This is a genomic window from Streptomyces sp. NBC_00683 (genome assembly GCF_036226745.1).
GTDB lineage: Bacteria > Actinomycetota > Actinomycetes > Streptomycetales > Streptomycetaceae > Streptomyces.
Genome location: NZ_CP109013.1, coordinates 2,768,006 through 2,783,099 on the forward strand (window position 1 = coordinate 2,768,006; position 15,094 = coordinate 2,783,099).

The following is a 15,094-nucleotide window of genomic DNA, read 5'->3' on the forward strand; positions in this document are numbered from 1 at the left end:
ACGACGGGTGCGGCCTCGCCATCAAACCAGCTTATGCGTCGCCCCTGACACCGGCTTGACGCCACGGGCGAAGCGGACTCAGTACCCCTCGCGCCGGTAGAACGGCCTCACCTTCTCCAGCATCCAGTCCCCCACGGGGTCCTGGGCCACGTCGAGCAGGACCAGATTGACCGGCCACGGCAGCTGGACCCGGCCGAGCGCACGGCCCAGCGCGTCCATCGGGGCGCTCTGTCCGGCACCGTCCCAGGTGGCGAACTCGACGCCGACGAAGAGGACGGGGTCGCCGCCCTCGATGCTGGCCAGCGCCCTGCGTGCGGTGCTCACGACACCGATGTCCTGGAATTCGCCGGCCACCGCGGCGAGGAAGTCGACGGGGTCCTCCTTCCAGTCCGGCTCGTAGAGCCGGACCCGCCCGCCGGAGGGCCCGTCCAGCGCGGTGCGCCCGGCCCGGCAGAGCTCGGCGACGGCCGGCGGCGGCAGCGGCACACCGACCGCCCCGCCGGGATTGACGGCGATGCCCAGCTGCGGGGGCAGCCCGCGGGCGAATTCGCGGGCGGGCGCGACGGTGAACGAGAAATGGGCGCCGACGCAGTGCAGGAACTGGGCCTCGGAGCTGAACACCGGTACGTACGCGGCACCGTCGATGTCGACCGTGGGCAGGTCGAGGTCGGGGCTGTCGGGCCCGCCGCCGTTCGGCAGGGGCACCCAGACGCGGCTGCGGCCGAGCACCTCGACCAGGCGGCCGCCGGCTCCGGGCACGCCGAGGGAGGCGCTGAGCACTTCCTCGAGCTCGTTGGCCGGCCATCCGTGCTGCGGATGGACGGGGGCCTGGGCCGGAATGTCCACGGTGTCTGTGTCCCTTTCTCGCCATGCTGTGCGGCAGAAACCTTAGTCCGAGCCGCGCCCGGACGGCAGTGACACAGGAAACAGCGCAGGCCGGGCCGCCGGACCGTCCAGATTCCGGACGGCCGGACGGCGCTCACCGGTCTATGCGTTTGCGAACGAAATCCGTTCGATCGCCGTTGCGGCCTCCCGGTCGAGCAGCACCGCGGACGCACAACCGGGCGGCAGCAGTCCGCTCTCCGTGTCGCGCAGCAGCCGTCCGACCGCACCGCGGTGCCGGGCGAAGGCGTATCCGGATACGCCCCTTCCGCGCTCCCGCTGGCCCGCCCTGGCCACATGAGGGGTGACGTCGAGCAGGACGAGGTGCAGCGTGCGGCCCCGGCGCCCGGCCTCGCGGGCCAGCCAGCGCCGCACCCAGGCCTGGGTCCCGCAGTCGTGCACGACGACGGATCCGCCCGAGCGGAGCGCCCGCCACAGCCCGAGGTAGTGCGCGGCGCGGACCAGCGGCCGGTAGAGGGCGTACGGGAGTAAGGCGGGCAGGGAGCCCGCCCAGCGGTCCCTGGTGTCCTGGGAGTCGATGGCGTGCTCCCGCACCGCGCGCCGGATCAGCGTCGACTTCCCGCTGCCGGGCAGTCCGGAGACCACCACCACATCGCCGGCGACGAAGTCCAGGCTGCGCGGGCCGAGCCCCTTCCTGCCCCGCAGATCACGCACCACCGGAGCGTGCGTGCCCAGGAGCCCCCGGGCGCGGGCACCCTGCTGCGCGGGCACAGCACCGCGTGCCGCCCCTGCGGTCGTCGCGTACGGCTGCAACGTCATCGCCCTCCCCCTGCCGAGTCACCACACCTGACCTGCCCAAGAAGTGTAAAGAAAAGGTAATGCGGCACAACCGGTTCCGGCCGCACGTGTCGGCGCCCGGACGGCCCCGGGTGCCTGCGCGGATCCGGTCGCCCCACTCTGGCGCAATGCGTGCGATGATGACCCCGCCAACTGCATACCGGCCGTTTGAATCCGCGCGGGAGAGTCCCGGTCACTGTGTGCGCCGGGCGCCGAAGGAGCAAGTTCCTCCCTTGAATCTCTCAGGCCCCGTACCGCGTGGATGAGGCAGATCTGAAAAGCGGGCCGCTCGCGCGGCTCCACCCAAGGTGCAAGCCGACCCCCGTAGGGGCTGACCCTTTCAGGGGCTCTCGGCGAACCTCTCAGGTTCCGATGACAGATGGGGAGGGAACGTCCTCTGTCGTCATGCCCTGGAGCCATGCCCATGAGCACTGCCCCCGCCTCCCGTCTCACCGCCCTCGATGCGCTGCATCGCTCCCTGGGCGCGACCATGACCGATTTCGCCGGCTGGGACATGCCCCTGCGGTACGCCAGTGAGCGCGACGAGCACAACGCCGTACGCACCCGGGCCGGGCTCTTCGACCTGTCGCACATGGGCGAGATCACCGTCACCGGACCGCAGGCCGCGGCCTTCCTGAACTTCGCGCTGGTGGGCAACATCGCCACCGTCGGCGTGGGCCGGGCCCGCTACACGATGATCGTCGCCGAGGACGGCGGGATCCTGGACGACCTGATCGTCTACCGCCTGGGCGAGAACGAGGCCCCCGAGTACATGGTCGTCGCCAACGCGGGCAACGCACAGCTCGTGCTCGACACGCTCGCCGGGCGCGCCGGGGGCTTCGACACCGAGGTGCGCGACGACCGCGACGCCTACGCGCTGCTCGCCGTCCAGGGCCCCGAGTCCCCCGCCATCCTGAAGTCGGTCACGGACGCCGACCTGGACGGGCTGAAGTACTACGCGGGCCTGCCCGGCACCGTCGCCGGTGTTCCCGCGCTCATCGCCCGTACCGGCTACACCGGCGAGGACGGCTTCGAGCTCTTCGTCGCCCCCGAGCACGCCGAGCAGCTGTGGAAGGCGCTCACCGAGGCGGGCGCCCCGCACGGCCTGATCCCGTGCGGCCTCTCCTGCCGCGACACGCTGCGCCTGGAGGCGGGCATGCCGCTGTACGGGCACGAGCTGACCACCGCGCTGACCCCGTTCGACGCGGGTCTTGGCCGGGTCGTGAAGTTCGAGAAGGAGGGCGACTTCGTCGGCCGCGAGGCGCTGCTGGCCGCCGCCGAGCGCGCCGAGACCGCCCCGCCCCGCAAGCTCGTCGGCCTGGTGGCCGAGGGCCGCCGGGTGCCGCGCGCCGGCTTCCAGGTCGTCGCCGACGGCAAGGTCATCGGCGAGGTCACGTCCGGCGCGCCGTCGCCGACGCTGGGCAAGCCGATCGCCATGGCGTACGTGGACGCGGCGCACGCCGCGCCCGGTACCGAGGGCGTCGGCGTAGACATCCGGGGTACCCACGAGGCGTACGAGGTCGTCGCACTGCCCTTCTACAAGCGTCAGAAGTGACAACGGGGCGTCCCGCACGTGACGTAGTCCCGTCTCACACCGTAAGACCACCGTTCATCAGCACTCCCCCGCGTACAGGAGAATTCAGGTCATGAGCAACCCCCAGCAGCTGCGGTACAGCAAGGAGCACGAGTGGCTGTCGGCCCTCGAGGACGGTGTGGCCACGGTCGGTATCACCGAGTTCGCGGCCAACGCGCTCGGCGACGTGGTCTACGCCCAGCTCCCGGAGGTCGGTGACACGGTGACCGCGGGCGAGACCTGCGGTGAGCTGGAGTCGACCAAGTCGGTCAGCGACCTGTACTCGCCGGTGACCGGCGAGGTCACCGATGCCAACCAGGACGTCGTGGACGACCCGGCGCTGGTGAACTCCGCCCCCTTCGAGGGCGGCTGGCTGTTCAAGGTACGCGTCGCGGAGGAGCCGAAGGACCTGCTCTCCGCCGACGAGTACTCCGAGTTCTCCGGCAACTGAGACCCAAGGGACCCCCTGATGTCGCTTCTCAACTCCTCCCTCCACGAGCTGGACCCGGACGTCGCCGCCGCTGTCGACGCCGAGCTCCACCGCCAGCAGTCCACCCTCGAGATGATCGCTTCGGAGAACTTCGCTCCGGTCGCGGTCATGGAGGCGCAGGGCTCCGTCCTCACCAACAAGTACGCCGAGGGCTACCCCGGCCGCCGCTACTACGGCGGCTGCGAGCACGTCGACGTGGTCGAGCAGATCGCGATCGACCGGATCAAGGCGCTCTTCGGCGCCGAGGCCGCGAACGTCCAGCCGCACTCCGGTGCGCAGGCGAACGCCGCCGCGATGTTCGCGCTGCTGAAGCCGGGCGACACGATCATGGGCCTGAACCTGGCCCACGGCGGTCACCTGACCCACGGCATGAAGATCAACTTCTCCGGCAAGCTCTACAACGTGGTCCCGTACCACGTCGACGAGACCGGCATCGTGGACATGGCCGAGGTCGAGCGCCTCGCCAAGGAGTCCAAGCCGAAGCTGATCGTGGCCGGCTGGTCCGCGTACCCCCGTCAGCTCGACTTCGCCGCGTTCCGCCGCATCGCGGACGAGGTCGGCGCATACCTGATGGTCGACATGGCCCACTTTGCGGGCCTGGTGGCCGCGGGTCTGCACCCCAACCCGGTGCCGCACGCCCATGTCGTCACGACCACCACGCACAAGACCCTCGGCGGTCCGCGCGGTGGCGTCATCCTGTCGACGCAGGAGCTCGCCAAGAAGATCAACTCGGCGGTCTTCCCCGGTCAGCAGGGCGGCCCGCTGGAGCACGTGATCGCGGCCAAGGCGGTCTCCTTCAAGGTGGCGGCCACCGAGGAGTTCAAGGAGCGCCAGCAGCGCACCCTGGACGGTGCCCGCATCCTCGCCGAGCGTCTGGTGCAGCCGGACGTCACCGAGGTCGGCGTCTCCGTCCTGACCGGCGGCACGGACGTGCACCTGGTCCTGGTGGACCTGCGCAACTCCGAGCTGGACGGCCAGCAGGCCGAGGACCGCCTCCACGAGGTCGGCATCACGGTCAACCGGAACGCCGTTCCGAACGACCCGCGCCCCCCGATGGTCACCTCGGGCCTGCGGATCGGTACGCCGGCGCTGGCCACCCGCGGTTTCCAGGCCGAGGACTTCACCGAGGTCGCCGAGATCATCGCCTCGGCGCTGAAGCCGGCCTTCGACGCGGACGACCTGAAGGCCCGCGTGATCGCGCTGGCCGAGAAGTTCCCGCTGTACCCCGGCCTCAAGTAGGTCACCCGCAGTTTGCACGTCGGGTGGGGGCACCGCGCACACTGAACAGTGAGCACGGTGCCCCCACCCTTGTCCCCGCGCTCTTCGGGCCCACCGGCCCGGCCCGCACCACCCGGCAGACAACGGCGTCTACCAACCCCCTTAGGAGTCCTCCCGTGGCCATCTCGGTCTTCGACCTCTTCTCGGTCGGCATCGGCCCGTCCAGCTCCCACACGGTCGGCCCGATGCGCGCGGCGCGCATGTTCGCCCGCCGCCTCAAGAACGAGGGCCTGCTGGCCCACACCGTCTCGATACGGGCGGAGCTGTACGGCTCGCTCGGCGCGACCGGCCACGGCCACGGCACCCCCAAGGCCGTCCTGCTCGGCCTGGAGGGCGAGTCCCCCCGTACCGTCGACGTCGAGGGTGCCGACAGCCGGGTCGAGGAGATCCGCTCCACGGGGCGCATCAACCTCCTCGGCATGCACGAGATCCCCTTCGACACCGACGAGCAGCTGGTCCTGCACCGCCGCAAGGCACTGCCGTACCACGCCAACGGGATGACGATCTTCGCGTACGACCACGAGGGCACCCTCCTCCTGGAGAAGACGTACTACTCGGTCGGCGGCGGCTTCGTCGTCGACGAGGACGCGGTGGCCGGCGAGAACCCGATCGTCCCGGACGACACCGTCCTCAAGCACCCCTTCCGCACCGGTGACGAGCTGCTGCGGCTCGCCCGCGAGACGGGCCTGTCCATCTCCTCCCTCATGCTGGAGAACGAGAAGGCCTGGCGCACCGAGGCCGAGATCCGCACCGGCCTCCTGGAGATCTGGCGCGTCATGCAGGCCTGCGTCGCGCGCGGCATGGCCACCGAGGGCATCCTGCCGGGCGGTCTGAAGGTCCGCCGCCGTGCCGCGAACTCGGCCCGCCAGCTGCGCGCCGAGGGCGACCCGCAGGCGAACGCGATGGAGTGGATCACCCTCTACGCGATGGCCGTCAACGAGGAGAACGCCGCGGGCGGGCGTGTCGTCACCGCCCCGACCAACGGTGCGGCGGGCATCATCCCCGCCGTCCTGCACTACTACATGAACTTCGCCGCGGGCGGCTGCACCGAGGCCGAGAAGGACGACAGCATCGTCCGCTTCCTGCTGGCCGCCGGAGCCATCGGCATGCTCTTCAAGGAGAACGCCTCCATCTCCGGCGCCGAGGTCGGCTGCCAGGGCGAGGTCGGCTCCGCCTGCTCGATGGCCGCGGGCGCCCTCGCCGAGGTCCTCGGCGGCTCCGCCGAGCAGGTGGAGAACGCCGCCGAGATCGGCATGGAGCACAACCTGGGTCTGACCTGCGACCCGGTGGGCGGCCTCGTGCAGATCCCGTGCATCGAGCGCAACGGCATGGCGGCGGTGAAGGCCGTCACGGCGGCCAGGATGGCGCTGCGCGGCGACGGCAGCCACAAGGTCTCCCTCGACAAGGTCATCAAGACCATGAAGGAGACGGGCGCGGACATGAGCGTGAAGTACAAGGAGACCGCGCGCGGCGGACTCGCGGTGAACATCATCGAGTGCTAGGCACAGGCCGGCCCGGGCGTCAGTCGAAGCAGCCGGTCCTCGCCCCGTCCGTCTCGGAGCCGACCTCTATCTCGAACCCGGAGCCCGAGTCGAACTCCGGTCCGGCCCGGTAGCCGTGCTCGATCTTCAGCCGGCGGGCCGTGGTGAACTGCACGGTCAGCAGGAGGGCATCGCCGTCCCCGCCTTTGGTGAAGCACAGTCCCGCCGTTGTTTCGGGAGTACTCGGGTCCGAAGGGTCGGACTGCAGACGCCAGCCGTCCGCCTCGGCGGTGGCGCGGTAGAAGTCCACGACCTTCTGCCGGGGGCCGGGGAAGGCGTAGACGCGTTCGGCGTACAGCCAGGCGTCGCCGCTGTCGTCGAGGCAGCCGGGCACCGGGGCGAGGTCCTCGGGGACGGTCGCCCCCTCCGGAACGGATTCCAGGATCGGCTGGGCTCGTAGTGCCTTCACGCGTGTCGCCGTGTCGTCACAGGTGTTGAAGGGGGAGAGCGCGGAGCAGCCGCTCAGGCCGGTGGCGAGCAGGGCGGTGGCCAGGAGCAGTGCGCCGGGCCGAGCGGGGTTGGTCCGGTGCGGCATGGGTCTCCCGAGGGTCCTGGGCGGGCGGGCTTCACGGTCCGGTAGGGAACAGCAGCCGGAGCGAGAAGAGAGGTTACGACGGTGCCGGGACCGTGCTGACACGGCGCCCAACCCCAGAAGCCCCCTAAGTGCTCATAGATGAGCAGCTGTTCGACCGCGATCATGCAGTTTCGGTCACAAGTGGCTTCCCTCTGTCGCCCACAAGGGGTTCACTTGACGTGACGCATGGTGACGCGGTCGCCCCACCGGCTCGCGGATCCGGCTCCGATGTCCAGGCCCCTGGCAGAGGAAGGAGGACCGCGATGGCCACCTCACCTCGTACGGTGACCCTCTGCCCAGAGCTGGTGGGTGCCAGGCGTCCGCTCAGGCGGACCGGCACCGGTACGTCGCGCCGATGAAATCCCCGCTCCCATCCTTCATTCGCAGCATTCTCGACGAGGGGCACCAATGAGCCAGATTATTTTACCGGTGTTTCATATGCCGTTCCAGAGCGCAGGGTGCAACCCAGGTGTGGAGGAAACCAAGAAGGCCGCCTGGAAGTGGGCCGATGCGAACGGCCTCGCCCTGAATCCGGTCGCCCGGAAGAAGATGCTCCGCACTCGCCCCGAACTCTGGATATCCCTCATATTCCCGGAGGCATCGCAGAAGCATCTCGATCTCTTCTGCCAGTGGCTCTTCTGGGCGTTCCTGGTCGACGACGAGTTCGACGACGGACCGGCCGGACGCGACCCGCACATGTGCGAGGAGGCGATCGCCCGGCTGGTGGACGTCCTGGACGGCGCCGAACCGCACGGCCCCATGGAGCGCGCACTGGAAGGCCTGCGTGAGCGGACCTGCCTGGGCAGGTCACCCGTCTGGGTCAGGCAGTTCCGCCGTGACACCGTGTCCTGGCTGTGGACCTACTACGCGGAGGCCGTCGAACGCGCCGCCGGACAGGTGCCGAGCCGGGCCGACTTCGTGAAGCACCGCCGCGACTCGGTTGCGATGCAGCCCTTCCTGGACCTCCACGAGATCACCGCGGGAATCGATCTCCCCGAGTCGGCCCGCAGCCTTCCCGCGTACATCGCACTGCGGAACGCGGTGACCGACCACTCGGGTCTGTGCAACGACATCTGCTCCTTCGAGAAGGAAGCGGTTCTCGGTTACGAGCACAATGCGGTCCGCCTCATTCAGCGGGATCGCAGGTCCACTCTTCAGGAGGCTGTGGACGAGGCCGGAATTCAACTGGCACGCATCGCCGAGCGAGTTCAGCGGGCCGAAAAGGAACTGGCCGAGGAAATAGAGGCCGCGGGTATCGACGGACAGACGCGTGCGGCTCTGGAGCGCTGCGCGCGGGACTATCGCGGTCTGGTCCGCGGCGACTTCGACTACCACGCGCGCGCCGAGCGCTATACGCGTCCTGATCTGGTCGAGGTCGACCGGCGCGAGACACTGTCCCAGTACTTCGCCGCCTGACGGCGCACGCGCCGCGACAGGGCCCGGGGATCCCGGCTGCGGGGGCCTCGGGCCGCGGCGGCCGTGATCGGGTCGTGTGCCGCCGTCGTGTTCCGCCGTGCCGGAACAGGATGCGGCCGAGCGGGGACGATCACCGGACTGCCGGTCGCACCGGCCACAATCGGCCAGATCCGTCCGGCTCCGCAGACGAGTCGGCCCCCGCGCCACCGGCCGGGGGCCCACTGCACTCAGCCCTTGTTCTGAACGGCCCAGAACTCCTCGAACGTGAGCTGCCCGTCACCGTTCGCGTCATGCGCGTTGATGATCGCCTGTGCCACCGTCTCGGTGACGAACGGGTCGCCGAGCTGCGCCATGGCGCTCTTGTACTCGGCCGCCGTGATCAGGCCGTCGCCGTTCTGGTCGAACTGCTCGAATGCCTTGCGCGCCGACTCGATGTCCGCCACTGTCCCGCCCCTTCGTAAAGCGTTGCTGACGTGGTCAGATTATCGGGCGGAAATCCGGCCCGGTGCGGCGGCCGGTCGGTGATCATGGAGGCATGCCCGACACACTTGCCCAGATCCTCGCAGCGGCGGCGCGCGGGACGTTTCCCGCGCCGGACGGCACCACCACCATCGTGGAGCAGCCGAGCGTCCGCGACGCCGGTGTGCTCGCGCTGACCGCCCACTCGGTGGTGTTCAGCGACGAGGACCCGCAGTGGATACGGTCCACGCTGGCCGCCACCCCTTCCGACGCGCTGGGCGCCACCATGAACCCGCACTTCCTGTGCGCGCTGCTGGCCCGCACCGGACGCCGGACGAACACCATCGACCTGCTGACGGTCGCCGACGCGCTGCCGGGCGGCCCGGACCTGCCCCTGCGGGAGATCCGGGACCCCGACCACCCCCGGGTGGCGCGGGCGATGAAGTACCGCGACGAGGTACGCGTCTGGGCCACGGACGGCGGTGTGGTGCTGCTGGGCCGAGGGGTCGCCGGGCGCTGGGAGACCGCGATCGAGGTGGACGAGGCGGCACGCGGCCGGGGGCTCGGGGTGCGGCTGGCGCGGGCGGCCCGACAGCTGGTGCCGGACCCGTTCGTGTGGTCGCAGCAGTCGCCGGGCAACGCGCGCAGCGTACGGACGTTCCAGGCGGCGGGGTTCCGGCCGGTGGGCTCGGAGGCGCTGCTGATCCCCGGGTAGTGCCGGGCCGGGGAGTGCGGTCAGCGGAAGACGCCGGTGTGGCCGAGCGAGTAGCGGCCCGGCTGCGGATAGACGGCCAGCCCGTGCGGCCCGCTGCCGACCGGGATCCTGGCCAGCTGCTTGCCGCTGGTGGTGTCGATCGCGTACACCTCGGCGTCGTAACGCCCGGACAGCCAGAGCACCTTGCCGTCCGCCGATACGCCGCCCATGTCCGGGCTGCCGCCGTCGGGCAGGTGCCACTTCTTGGTGAGCTCCTTCTTCCCGAAGTCAAAGACGGAGACGGAACCCTCGCCCCGGTTGGAGATGTACATCTCCTTGGAGTCCCGGCTGACATAGAGCCCGTGGCAGCCCTTGCCGGTGGGCAGCAGCTTCGGGGTGGTGAACTTCTTCCCGTCGAGCACCCACATGCCGTGCGCCATCATGTCGGCGATGTAGAAGGTCGATCCGTCCGGGGAGATCTTCACGTCCTGCGGCATGGCGCCCTGCATCGGCAGCTTCTGCTGTCCGACGACCTCCATCTTCTCCGTGTCGACCTTGAGGAGCTCGCCGGAGAACTCGCAGGAGACGATGAAGTACCGCCCGTCCGCCGAGAAGTCCGCGTGGTTGACGCCCGAGCAGCTCACCGGGACGGTCTTGGCCCGGTCCATGGTCTTCGGGTCGCGGAAGACCAGTTCGTGGTCGAGCGAGGCCATGACGACGGCGTACTTGCCGTTCGGGGTGAAGTAGAGGTTGTACGGGTCGGAGACCTCGAGCGTGCGGCCGGTCTTCCCGGTGGCCGGGTCGATGGCGGTGAGGCTGTCGCCCACGTCGTTGTTGACCCAGAGCGTCTTCAGGTCCCAGGAGGGGACGACGTGCTGGGGCTGCGCGCCGACGGGGATGGTCTCGATGACCTTGTACGTCGCGGGGTCGATCACCGAAACGGTGTTGGAGTTGGTGTTGGGGACGTACACCCGGGACGGGAAGCCCTTGACGGCCGGTGACAGCTTTCCCGCGCGGTCGGCGGCGTAGACGTCCTCGGGGTCGAGCACCGGCGGCATCCCCGGCAGTCCCGGCGGGGTCGCGGCCCGTTCGGGCTCGGCCTGTCGTGCGGCGGCCTCGGTGCGGGAGGGCCGGGTGTGGTCCGCGGGCGCCTGGCAGGCGGCGAGCGCCGCGACGAGTACGCCCCCGAGCAGGGCCGTGGCTGTGGTGGTGCGCATGGAGGGAAGCATCAGGTCAGCAGCTCCGTCGTGGTCACCGCGCGCAGTTGGCGCCGGTCGATTTCGGTGAGGAGGAGGGGCAGTGCGGCGACGGTGTCCCGGTAGCCGAAGTGCAGGCTCACCACGGACCCGTTGCGGAGTTCGCCTGCGACCTTGCGGGTGACCGCGGCGACGCCCGGCGAGGTGAAGTCGAGCGAGTCCACGTCGTAGGAGAGGACGTGTGCGTAGCCGGCCCGCCGGGCGAGGTCCTGGACGAGCGGGGTGGCGTACTGGGCGCGCGACGGGCGGAACCAGGTGCCGATGGAGCCGGTGAGGCGGCGCAGCCGCTGCGCGCAGCCGGTGATCTCGGCGTACGCCTGCGCTTCGTCCATCGCGTTGATGTCGAGGTGGCGCTGGGTGTGGTTGCCGAGGTCGTGGCCGCCGTCGAGAATCCGGCGGGCCATCCCGGGGTGTTCGTCGAGCCAGCTTCCGACGGCCAGGACGGTGAGCCGGGCTCCGGCCCGTTCGGCCTCGGCGAGGACGGTGCGCGCGAGGACGGGGTCGCCGTGGCCGTGGAAGGTGAGGGCGACCCGGTTCCGGTCGCGGGGGCCGTGCTCGATCTGGACCGGCCGGCCCGGGAAACGGTGCGGGGCGGGAGCAGGGGCGACGGCGCCGCGGGACTGCTGGGGCTCGTGGCCCTTCTGCGGCGCGTGGGTGGTGGTGTCGTCCCGCGTACAGCCTGCGGTGGCGGCGCCGGCCAGGAGCGCCCCCGCTGTCGCGCGCAGGGCGGTGCGGCGGGGAACCGGTGTCCTGCGACCGTTCATGGCCGTCCACCTCGCGGGGTTCGGTTCGGGTACTGATTCCCCGAGACCCGAGACACAGTAGGGCGAGATGGGTGGAATGTGATGATTGACGCTTTTCGGAGATGATCAATGAATCACCCGCCGAAACTCATATTCATGCAAAGAAAGCCAGGCCAGTGACTCATCACACCTGTGATTCAGAAGCTTAATATGACTATTCAGCACGGTTTGCCCGGTTTGCTGTTTTGGCGACAGGGTCGCCCGTCTGCCATAGTCGAGGACACGACCTCCTCCGACCCGAGCCAGGTCCCGAGAGCGGCCGTGGACACACCCCCCATTCCACGGCCCCCACAGAAGCCCCCGAAGCGCCGCACCACGGCCGACCGGGGGCTTCTGCACATCCGGGCCTGCCGGACGCGTCATCGGCCGGCCCCGGAAGTCGCCCCGGAAGTCGCCTCGATAGTCGTCTCAGCGGTCGGAGGTGCGCATCTCGAACCAGGTGGTCTTCCCGCGGGGCAGGAGATCCACGCCCCAGCGGTCGGAGAGCTTGTCGACGAGGAAGAGGCCCCGCCCGCTGACGTCCATCTCCCGGACGGGCATCAGGCACGGCAGTCCGCGCGAGGGGTCACGCACCTCGATCCGGATCCAGCCCCGCCGGCGCAGCATCCGCAGCCCGAAGACCCGCGCCCCGGTGTGCCGCACGGCGTTGCCGACAAGCTCGGAGACGAGCAGTACGGCATGTTCCGAGGTCTGCGGGGGCAGCGCCCACTGACGGAGCATCACGCACGAGGTGAGCCGGCGGGCGGTGGCCGCGGACTCGGGGCGCGAGGGCAGCCGGACTTCGTCCTCCGTCGGATTTCCGAACAACTCCAGCGCCTTGAACGCCTGTTCGTCATCGACGGCCGGCATCCAGCGTGCCGCGGTTGCGCTGCTGCGCGGTCGCGGCTGTTCCACACCCTCCAGGCCCGCCATGCCCACCATCATGGCCGCACGGAACGCCCTCTGTGACCGTTCCTGCGGAATCCCCCCACCGGAATCCACCATTCCGAGAGGGTGATCTGACATATGCCAGGGGCAGAATGTCACCCCTGGCAGCCAGGGTGAACTGCGCCGACGCACTTCCGTCGGGTAATTGCACGGAGGGGACGCGCACCGGACCTTAAGGTTCTCTTAAGGTCCAGCTAATCCGCCCGCACGGATGAACACACGTCCCTCTGTACCCAACTGGCGTCCGATCAGAGGAACTTGGCCTTGCCGGGGCCCTCCTCCACAAAGCTGCGCATACCGCGCTCCCGGTCCTCGGTGGCGAACAGACCGGCGAACCAGTTCCGCTCGATCGTGAGCCCGGTGTCGATGTCCGTCTCCAGACCCGCGTCCACGGACTCCTTCGCGGCGCGCAGTGCCAGCGCGGGCCCCTGCGCCAGCCGGGCCGCCCAGGCGTGCGCCTGCTCGTACACCTCGGCCGCGGGCACCACACGGTCCACCAGACCGATCCTCAGGGCCTCCTCCGCCTTCACATGACGGCCCGTGAAGATCAGGTCCTTGGCCCTGGACGGACCGACCAGCCGGGCGAGCCGCTGGGTGCCGCCGGCGCCCGGGATCAGCCCGAGCAGGATCTCGGGCTGGCCGAGCTTGGCGTTGTCCGCGGCGATCCTGAAGTCGGCGCAGAGCGCCAGCTCGCAGCCGCCGCCCAGCGCGTAGCCGGTGACGGCCGCGACGACGGGCTTGGGGATCCGCGCCACGGCGGTGAACGAGTCCTGCAGGGCCTTGGAGCGCACGATCATCGCCGTGTGGTCCATCGCCTGCATCTCCTTGATGTCCGCGCCCGCCGCGAACACCTTCTCGCCGCCGTAGAGGACCACGGCACGCACGTCGTCGCGCCGGGTCGCCTCCTCGGCGAGCTCGCGCAGCCGGTCCTGGGTGGCGACGTCCAGAGCGTTCATCGGCGGGCGGTCCAGCCGGATCGTGCCGACGTTGTCGCTTACTTCGAGGGTTACGGTCATGGAAGGCAGGTTAACCACGACTAACGCCGACGGGCCCGGTGCTGTTGGTCACAGCACCGGGCCCGTCCCATGCACAGGGGCGGCGGAAGGACCTACGCGGTCCACTCCGACCAGTCCATGTTCCAGCCGTTGAGGCCGTTGTCCGGCTGGATCACCTTGTCCTTGGAGTTCTTCACGACCACCACGTCACCGATCAGCGAGTTGTCGAAGAACCAGGCGGCCGGGGTCTTGCCGTCCCAGGCGCCGCGTACGTCACGCAGACCGACACAGCCGTGGCTGGTGTTCGTCGAGCCGAAGATGCTCGACGCGCCCCAGTAGTTGCCGTGGATGAAGGTCCCCGAGGTGGACAGCCGCATCGCGTGGGGCACGTCCTTGATGTCGTACTCGCCGCCGAAGCCGACGGTGTCACCGTTCATCCGGGTCACCTTGAGCTTCTCGCTGATGACCATCTCCCCGTTGTACGTGGTCGTCGACGGGGCGCCCGCGGAGATCGGGATGTCCTTGATCTGCTTGCCGTCGCGGACCACCTTCATCCGGTGGGAGCTCGCGTCGACGGTGGAGACCTGGCTGCGGCCGATGGTGAACTTCACGGTCTTGGCCTGCTTGCCGTAGACCCCCGGGCGTCCCTCGACGCCGTCGAGGTCGAGGCGCAGCGTCACCTTGGTGCCCGCGGCCCAGTACTCCTCCGGGCGGAAGTCGAGGCGGTCGTTGCCGAACCAGTGGGGCTCGATCGGCACGGCGGGCTCCGCCGTCACCTTGATCGCCCTCTCCACGGCGTCCGGGTCGGTGATGCCCCGGGTGAAGTGGATCGAGACCGGCATGCCGACACCGACGGTCGAACCGTCCTCGGGCGTGTACTGCCCGATGAAGGTGTTCTGCGGGACGAGCGTCGTGAAGGTGGTGTCCTTCGCCGACTGACGGCCCTTCGTGTCCTTGGCGACCGCGTGCACCGTGTACTTGGTCGCCGCGGCCAGATGCCGGTCGGGCACCCAGCTGAGGCCGTCGGCGGATATCTTGCCCTCGACCGCGTTGCCCTTGGGGTCGGCGACCTTGACCGTGCTCAACTTGCCCTGGGCGGCCGAGACCTTCAGTGCCCCGCTCGTCGCCACGTCATCGGCGCCGTCCTTGGGTGCGATGGTCACCACCGCCTGCGAGGCGCTGGTGTCGTCGACCTTCGCGCCCGCTCCCTTGCCGTCCTTCGCCCCGTCGGCGTTGCCGCCCCCGCCGCACGCCGTCACCAGCAACAGCAGCGCACCCAGTACCAGTGCGAGAAGTCCGGGGGTCCCACGCCCACGCCGTCCTCTGCTCGCCCCGGCCGATGCCCCCGATATCGGCTGCCCGTTCAATGTGGTCGTCTCCCCTCGCACGGCCTGGCCCCGCCATGGCC

General features: G+C 69.9%; 15 protein-coding genes and 1 riboswitch. Of the genes, 6 read left to right on the forward strand and 9 right to left on the reverse strand.

The genetic code is table 11. The features are described 5' to 3' along the window. Positions 1-78 precede the first annotated feature (78 nt). Both OG257_RS12050 and OG257_RS12055 read right to left on the reverse strand, forming a co-directional pair. On the reverse strand, positions 79-846 hold the full coding sequence (locus tag OG257_RS12050) for an enhanced serine sensitivity protein SseB (protein WP_329207176.1): 768 nt from the start codon (positions 844-846) through the stop codon (positions 79-81). A 141-nt stretch (positions 847-987) separates the two neighbouring features. Continuing rightward, a complete protein-coding gene (locus tag OG257_RS12055) occupies positions 988-1,662 on the reverse strand; it encodes an AAA family ATPase (RefSeq protein WP_329207178.1) in 675 nt (224 codons plus the stop codon). Between the two features lie 187 nt (positions 1,663-1,849). Then, positions 1,850-1,947: riboswitch (glycine riboswitch) on the forward strand. A gap of 157 nt (positions 1,948-2,104) precedes the next feature. On the opposite strand from OG257_RS12055, the gene gcvT reads away from it, so the two are divergent. The 4 genes from gcvT to OG257_RS12075 all read left to right on the forward strand — a co-directional run bounded on the left by gcvT (position 2,105) and on the right by OG257_RS12075 (position 6,523). After that, entirely contained in the window at positions 2,105-3,235 is a 1,131-nt protein-coding gene (gene gcvT, locus OG257_RS12060; protein ID WP_329207180.1) for a glycine cleavage system aminomethyltransferase GcvT, read from the forward strand. Positions 3,236-3,326: 91 nt separating this feature from the next. Continuing rightward, entirely contained in the window at positions 3,327-3,704 is a 378-nt protein-coding gene (gcvH, locus tag OG257_RS12065) for a glycine cleavage system protein GcvH (protein WP_329207182.1), read from the forward strand. A gap of 18 nt (positions 3,705-3,722) precedes the next feature. Further along, positions 3,723-4,982, forward strand: a complete 1,260-nt coding sequence (gene glyA / locus OG257_RS12070) for a serine hydroxymethyltransferase (RefSeq protein ID WP_329207184.1) — start codon at positions 3,723-3,725, stop codon at positions 4,980-4,982. Between the two features lie 155 nt (positions 4,983-5,137). Beyond that, positions 5,138-6,523 carry an L-serine ammonia-lyase gene (locus OG257_RS12075; protein WP_329207185.1) on the forward strand — a complete coding sequence of 462 codons (1,386 nt, stop codon included), beginning with the start codon at positions 5,138-5,140 and terminating at the stop codon, positions 6,521-6,523. 19 nt (positions 6,524-6,542) lie between these two features. Here the strand turns inward: OG257_RS12075 and OG257_RS12080 are convergent, their stop codons facing one another. After that, the gene (locus tag OG257_RS12080) at positions 6,543-7,097 is read right to left on the reverse strand and encodes a hypothetical protein (RefSeq protein ID WP_329207187.1); all 555 of its coding nucleotides are present in this window, start codon (positions 7,095-7,097) and stop codon (positions 6,543-6,545) included. A 510-nt stretch (positions 7,098-7,607) separates the two neighbouring features. On the opposite strand from OG257_RS12080, the gene OG257_RS12085 reads away from it, so the two are divergent. Next, positions 7,608-8,552 carry a terpene synthase family protein gene (locus tag OG257_RS12085; protein ID WP_443054369.1) on the forward strand — a complete coding sequence of 315 codons (945 nt, stop codon included), beginning with the start codon at positions 7,608-7,610 and terminating at the stop codon, positions 8,550-8,552. Positions 8,553-8,779: 227 nt separating this feature from the next. On the opposite strand, the gene OG257_RS12090 is transcribed toward OG257_RS12085, so the two are convergent. Further along, the gene (locus OG257_RS12090) at positions 8,780-8,995 is read right to left on the reverse strand and encodes an EF-hand domain-containing protein (protein WP_329207191.1); all 216 of its coding nucleotides are present in this window, start codon (positions 8,993-8,995) and stop codon (positions 8,780-8,782) included. Between the two features lie 92 nt (positions 8,996-9,087). Between OG257_RS12090 and OG257_RS12095 the strand changes: the two genes are divergently transcribed. After that, the gene (locus OG257_RS12095; RefSeq protein ID WP_329207192.1) at positions 9,088-9,726 is read left to right on the forward strand and encodes a GNAT family N-acetyltransferase; all 639 of its coding nucleotides are present in this window, start codon (positions 9,088-9,090) and stop codon (positions 9,724-9,726) included. A 20-nt stretch (positions 9,727-9,746) separates the two neighbouring features. Here the strand turns inward: OG257_RS12095 and OG257_RS12100 are convergent, their stop codons facing one another. From OG257_RS12100 to OG257_RS12120, 5 genes are all read right to left on the reverse strand, one after another. Next, positions 9,747-10,934: a YncE family protein gene (locus OG257_RS12100; RefSeq protein ID WP_329207194.1), complete on the reverse strand. Its 1,188-nt coding sequence runs from the start codon at positions 10,932-10,934 to the stop codon at positions 9,747-9,749. Continuing rightward, complete coding sequence (locus tag OG257_RS12105) at positions 10,934-11,725, reverse strand: polysaccharide deacetylase family protein (RefSeq protein WP_329207196.1); 792 nt, start codon at positions 11,723-11,725, stop codon at positions 10,934-10,936. Before OG257_RS12105 ends, OG257_RS12100 begins: the two co-directional genes overlap by 1 nt. A gap of 447 nt (positions 11,726-12,172) precedes the next feature. Continuing rightward, the gene (locus tag OG257_RS12110) at positions 12,173-12,688 is read right to left on the reverse strand and encodes an ATP-binding protein (protein WP_329215042.1); all 516 of its coding nucleotides are present in this window, start codon (positions 12,686-12,688) and stop codon (positions 12,173-12,175) included. Between the two features lie 251 nt (positions 12,689-12,939). Next, entirely contained in the window at positions 12,940-13,707 is a 768-nt protein-coding gene (locus OG257_RS12115) for an enoyl-CoA hydratase/isomerase family protein (RefSeq protein WP_329207197.1), read from the reverse strand. A gap of 92 nt (positions 13,708-13,799) precedes the next feature. Next, entirely contained in the window at positions 13,800-15,053 is a 1,254-nt protein-coding gene (locus OG257_RS12120) for a L,D-transpeptidase (protein ID WP_329207198.1), read from the reverse strand. Positions 15,054-15,094 lie beyond the last annotated feature (41 nt).